The sequence below is a fragment of the Mycolicibacterium peregrinum genome (assembly GCF_001665625.1).
GTDB classification, from domain to species: Bacteria; Actinomycetota; Actinomycetes; order Mycobacteriales; family Mycobacteriaceae; genus Mycobacterium; species Mycobacterium peregrinum_B.
Genome location: NZ_LZSY01000132.1, coordinates 1 through 4947 on the forward strand (window position 1 = coordinate 1; position 4947 = coordinate 4947).

Sequence of the window (4947 nt, forward strand, 5' to 3'; positions counted from 1 at the left end):
CGAGCACCGCGGGATCCTCGATGGTGGAGGGCACCGGCTCGTCGAGCCCGTCGGCGATACCGCGCATGGTCTTGCGCAGGATCTTGCCCGAGCGGGTCTTCGGCAGCGCCGCCACCACGTCGACCTTCTTGAAAACCGCCACGGCGCCGATGTTGTCCCGCACCCGGTCGACCAGTTCCTGGGTGATCCCCTCGGTCGAGGCCCCGGTCTTGAGCACCACGAAGCCACGTGGCACCTGGCCCTTGAGCTCGTCGGCGACACCGATCACCGCGCATTCAGCCACCGACGGATGGTCGGCGAGTACGGCCTCGATCGATCCGGTGGACAGCCGGTGCCCGGCCACATTGATCACGTCGTCGGTGCGGCCCATCACGAACAGGTAGCCGTCGGAGTCGATGTAGCCACCGTCGCCGGTGAGGTAGTAGCCGGTGAACGCCGACAGATACGACGCGACGTAGCGGTGGTCATCGCCCCACAGTGTGGGCAACGTGCCGGGCGGGAGGGGCAGCTTGACGCAGATCGAGCCTTCCTCTCCGGCCTCGCACCGGGTGCCGTCGGAACGCAGGATCTGCACGTCGTAGCCGGGCATCGGCACCGTGGCCGAACCGGCCTTGATGGGCAGGGGTTCGACGCCCATCGGGTCGGCCGCGATCGCCCACCCGGTCTCGGTCTGCCACCAGTGGTCGACCACCGGGATGCCGAGTTTGTCGGCGGCCCAGTGGTAGGTGTCGGGGTCGAGGCGCTCGCCGGCCTGGAACAGGTACTTGAGCCCGGACAGGTCGTAATCGGCCAGTCGCGTGGCGTCGGGGTCTTCCTTCTTGATCGCGCGGATCGCGGTAGGGGCGGTGAAGAGCGCCTTGACGCCGTACTCGGCGGCGACCCGCCAGAACGCCCCGGCATCGGGGGTGCCGATCGGTTTGCCTTCGTAGAGAACGGTTGTCGCGCCCAGGAGCAGAGGGGCGTACACGATGTAGGAGTGCCCGACCACCCAGCCGACGTCGGAGGCCGCCCAGAAGACATCGCCGGGTGCCACGTCGTAGATGTTGCGCATGCTCCACAACAGGGCCACCGCATGGCCGCCGTTGTCACGGACGATGCCCTTGGGCTTGCCGGTCGTGCCCGAGGTATAGAGCACGTACAGCGGATCGGTGGCGGCGACCGGCACCGGATCGACCGGAGCGGCGTCGGCGACCAGCTGCTGCCAGTCGTGATCGCGCCCGTCGACCAATTCGCAGGGACTCTGCTCGCGCTGCAGGATGACGCAGGCCGTGGGCTTGTGCTCGGCGATGTCGAGCGCGGCATCCAGCATCGGCTTGTACTCGATGATGCGGGTCGGCTCGATGCCGCAGGATGCGCTGACCACGACCACGGGACGGGCGTCGTCGATGCGGGTGGCCAGCTCGTGGGCGGCGAACCCGCCGAACACCACCGAGTGCACCGCGCCGAGGCGGGCACAGGCCAGCATCGCGATGACCGCCTCGGGGACCATCGGCATGTAGATCACCACGAGGTCGCCCTTGTTCACCCCGAGCCCACGCAGGGCCCCGGCGAACCGGGCGGTGGCGTCGCGCAACTCGCGGTAGGTGTAGGTGGCCTTGGTGCCGGTGACAGGGGAGTCGTAGATCAGGGCGGCCTGATCGCCGCGCTCGGCGACGTGGCGGTCCAGGGCGTTCGCGCAGGTGTTGAGCTCGGCGTCGGGGAACCAGCGGTAGAACGGCGGGTTGGTGTCGTCGAGTACCCGCTGCGGCTCGGAAGTCCAGGTCACCGCCTTGGCAGCGTCGGCCCAGAACGTGGCCGGGTCGTTGAGGCTGGCCTCGAAAAGGCTGCGGAAACGGGCGCGAGTACCGGACATACCGCAAACCGTAATCTGCGTCACTTGCAACGGCCGTGCAACCCTGCGAATGAGCGACAAGCGGTGCCATTTTGTCTGCGACCGGCAGGCGCGTTTGACTCTGGCGCTGCCGGGTAGCCCAGCGTCGAAGCCGTGCTGCACCGGTTGATCGCCGGAGCGACGGACGGCACTGACACCGAAAGGAGCGTGCGTCGTGGAATCTTCCCCGGTCGCTTCGGACAGCCACCTGGTCGTCAAACGCGACACGACGGCCACTCGACAACAGGTATGGGACGTCATCGCCGACGGCTGGACGTATTCACAGTGGGTGGTTGGGAACACGCGCATGCGCGCTGTCGACTCCTCCTGGCCGGCCCCCGGCAGCCGCATTCACCACACCATCGGCATCTGGCCGGTGGTGGTCAACGACGAGACGGAGGTCGAATCCTGTGCGCCGACCCGCGAGTTGGTGCTGCTCGCCAAGACCAGGCCGTTCGGAAAAGCCCGGATCGTATTGCGGCTCACCGATACCGAAACCGGGTCGCGTATCGAGATGGCCGAGGTCCCGGCCGGTGGACCATTGAACCTGATTCCGCGGCGGCTGGCTCTGCTGGCCGCCTACCCCCGGAATCGCGAATGCACTGAGCGATTGGCGGCGTTGGCCGAGCGTCGCGTCGAGCCGAAATAAGCCACGCCATCCTGCCGCTCACCGCGAGGAGGCCAATGGTCGGGTGGCCCGATACTCACACAGATGCCGACGGGCCGGGTCAGGATTGCGGCGACGCTGGTGCCATGAGCGGCTACTCCTGGAAGCGGTAGCCCATCCCGGCCTCGGTCAGCAGGTGCACCGGATGCGACGGATCGTCTTCGAGCTTGCGGCGCAGCTGCGCGAGGTACACCCGTAGGTAATGGGTCTCCTTGGCGTAGGCCGGACCCCACACCTCACGCAACAGTTCCTCGCGGCCCACCAACTTGCCGCGGTTGCGCACCAGCATCTCCAGCATGCCCCACTCGGTGGGGGTGAGGTGTACCTCGCGATTGTTCTTCGTCACCTTCTTGGCGGCGAGATCCACCGTGAACGACGAGGTTTCAATGACGGGCTCATCGGTTTCGGAAGCCGCCGCCCCCCGCCGCACGGCCGCCCGAAGTCGGGCCAGGAACTCGTCCATGCCGAACGGTTTGGTGACGTAGTCGTCGGCGCCGGCATCGAGCGCCTCGACCTTGTCGGACGAGTCGGTGCGGGCCGAGAGCACGATCACCGGTGCCGAGAGCCAACCGCGAAGGCCGGCCAGGACCTCGATGCCTGACATGTCGGGTAGACCGAGGTCGAGCACGATCACGTCGGGCCGGTGATCGGCGGCGGTGCGTAGTCCCTGTCCGCCGTCGGTGGCGGTGTCGACCTCATAGCCGCGCACCGACAGGTTGATCCGCAGTGCGCGCAGGATCTGCGGTTCGTCGTCGATCACCAGGACGCGGGTCTTGGGGGCGGTGGTGGATGTCATGCGGATTCGTCCTTTGGCGGTGCGGCAAGGTCGATTTCGACGGTCAGGCCGCCGCCGGGGGTGTCGGTCGCCGAGATGGTGCCGCCCATGGCTTCGACGAAGCCGCGCGCGACGGACAGTCCCAGGCCGACGCCGATGGTGGTGTTGTGGTCGCCGAGTCGTTGGAACGGCGCGAAGAGCTGTTCCTCGGCGCCGCGCGGCATGCCGGGCCCTTCGTCGATCACCGCGATCAGTACCCGGTCGGCCACCTGCCCGGCGCTGACCCGGATGGGGCCGTCGGGCGCATACCGAAGGGCGTTGTCGATCAGGTTGGCCAGCACCCGCTCCAGCAGCCCGGCGTCGGCCATCGCGACGGCATCGCCGACCTCGACCTTCACCCGGTCCAGGCCCTCGCGGGTGAATCCGGTGGCGCCCTTGCTGATTCCGAGCAGCGCCCGTTGCACGTTCTCCTCCAGATACACCCGGCGCAGCTCGGGGCGAACCACGCCGGCCGACAGCCGGGAGGAGTCCAGCAGGTTGCCTACGAGCGCGGTGAGCGCGTCCACGGATTCCTCGATGGTGGCCAGCAGTTCGGCGGTGTCCTCGGCGGAGAAGTCGATGTCCTCGCTGCGCAGGCTCGACGCCGCCGCCTTGGCCGCGGCCAATGGGGTGCGCAGGTCGTGGCTGACCGCCGAGAGCAGCGACCGGCGCAGTTCATCGGCCTGCGCGATGGCGGCGGCCTTGCCGGCCTCCTCGGTGAGCTCGCGTTGCTTGACCAGCCCGGCAGCCTGTTTCGCGACGGCGCTGAGCACGCGGCGATCCCGCGCCGCCAGTTTCCGTCCGGCCATCAACAACCAGAATTCGTCGTCTCCGACTTCGATCGCGGTGTCGGCGGTGTCCACCTCGGCACACGGCTTGGTGCCGACGCACGCGACGATCTCGGCGGTTCCGTTCTGTTCGCGCAGCAGGCTCACTGCCCGTTGGGAGTACGTCTCACGCAGGCGTTCCAGCAGGGTGGTGAGGTCGGCGCCGCGCAGCACCGACCCGGCGAACAGAGTCAGCAATTCGGCTTCCTGCGAGGCCTTCCTGGCTTCGCGGGCCCGGCTCGCCGCCCCGTCGACCAGAGCCGCCACCGCCACCGCGACCAGCAGCAGCACGACGACGGTGACCGCGCTGTCGGGTTCGGAGATGGTGAACGTGTGCCGCGGCGCCACCAGGAAGTAGTTCAACAGCAGCCCGGACAGCAGGGCCGACAGCCCCGCGGGCGCGACACCACCCAGAAGCGCGACGACCAGCACACCGATGAAGAACAGCGCGCTCTCGCCGCTGACCCCGAGAATCGGATCCAGTACCCCGACGATCAGCAGGCAGATCGCGGACGGAACCATCAGGGCTGCAAGCCAAGATGCGACATGGCGTTGCCGGGGCGTGGCGGTCGCCCAGCCGAACCCGCGACGGGCCTGGTCGTGGGTCACCATGTGGACATCGATCTTGCCCGACTGCTGCACCACAGCGGGCCCGATGCCCTCCTCGAAAATCCGGGCCCATCGGGATCGCCGCGAGGTGCCGAGCACCAACTGGGTGGCGTTGCGTTCGCGGGCGAAATCCAGGAGTGCGGCCGGTACGTCGTCGCCG

4 protein-coding genes are annotated in these 4947 nt (G+C 68.2%); 1 reads left to right on the plus strand and 3 read right to left on the minus strand.

What is annotated here, in order from left to right; genetic code table 11:
• On the minus strand, window positions 1-1852 hold a 1852-nt coding region (locus A5779_RS21720; protein ID WP_064885529.1), incomplete at its 3' end, for a propionyl-CoA synthetase.
• Between the two features lie 193 nt (window positions 1853-2045).
• On the opposite strand from A5779_RS21720, the gene A5779_RS21725 reads away from it, so the two are divergent.
• A complete protein-coding gene (locus A5779_RS21725; RefSeq protein ID WP_174554274.1) occupies window positions 2046-2519 on the plus strand; it encodes an SRPBCC family protein in 474 nt (157 codons plus the stop codon).
• Window positions 2520-2631: 112 nt separating this feature from the next.
• Here A5779_RS21725 and A5779_RS21730 read toward each other — a convergent pair whose 3' ends face one another.
• Window positions 2632-3333, minus strand: a complete 702-nt coding sequence (locus A5779_RS21730) for a response regulator (RefSeq protein ID WP_064885533.1) — start codon at window positions 3331-3333, stop codon at window positions 2632-2634.
• On the minus strand, window positions 3330-4947 hold a 1618-nt coding region (locus tag A5779_RS21735), incomplete at its 5' end, for a DUF4118 domain-containing protein (RefSeq protein ID WP_131811675.1). The genes A5779_RS21730 and A5779_RS21735, both read right to left, overlap by 4 nt.